The organism is Roseateles rivi (genome assembly GCF_043555845.1).
GTDB classification, from domain to species: Bacteria; Pseudomonadota; Gammaproteobacteria; order Burkholderiales; family Burkholderiaceae_C; genus Roseateles; species Roseateles rivi.
Map to the genome: position 1 here is coordinate 1 of NZ_JBIGHZ010000016.1, position 897 is coordinate 897.

1 protein-coding gene is annotated in these 897 nt (G+C 69.0%); it reads left to right on the forward strand.

The window, feature by feature from the left end:
• A partial coding sequence (locus ACG0Z6_RS16590; protein ID WP_394463453.1) for a DUF2345 domain-containing protein occupies positions 1-897 on the forward strand: 897 nt, incomplete at both ends.

The window sequence follows — 897 nt, forward strand, 5'->3', positions numbered from 1 at the left end:
GAATGGCGACCCGGACCGGCCGCTCATCACGGGGCGGGTGCACAACGCGCTGAACATGCCCTCGTGGGAGCTGCCCGAGCAGCACGCGCTGACGGGGCTGCGCAGCCGCGAGCTCACCCCCGGCGGGGGCAACGCGGCGGCGGGGCGCAGCAACCACCTGATCCTGGACGACACGGCCCAGAGCATTCAGGTGCAGCTCAAGAGCGACCACCAACACAGCCAGCTCAGCCTGGGGGACATCACGCGCATCGACAGCCACAGCGGGCGCCAAGACGCGCGCGGCCAAGGCTTTGAGCTGCGCACGGATGGGCACGGTGCCGTGCGCGCCAAAGACGGGTTGCTCATCACCACCGAGGCCCGCCCCGCGGCCAGCGCGCACCACACGGATCTCAAGGAAACGGCGGCGCGGCTGGGGCAGGCGCAGGGCCAGCACTTCAAGCTGGCGGAGCTGGCGCAGACGCACCGTGCGCAAGGTGGGCAAGACCAGCTTGAAACGGCCAAAGAGCTGCAAGCGCAGTGGCGGGAGGTCAAGGGCAACGACCGTGCGGCGCCGCGCGACGAGCTGCAAGCGCCGCACCTGGTGCTGGCCAGCCCGGCGGGCATTGCCAGCACCACGGAGGGCAGCACGCACCAGCACAGCCAGGGGCACCACGCGGTGACGGCCGAGAGGCACATCAGCCTGAGCAGCGAGCACAGCCTGCTGGCCAGCGCGAAGGCGGCGATCAAGCTGTTTGCGTACAAGGCGGGGGTGAAGCTGATCAGTGCCAAGGCGGACATTGATGTGCAGGCGCTGGAGCAGAACCTGAGGCTGCTGGCCAAGCTGGACATCACGCAACAGGCCAACCGGATACACATCACGGCCCAGCAGGAGGTGGTGATCAACGGGGCAGGGAGCTA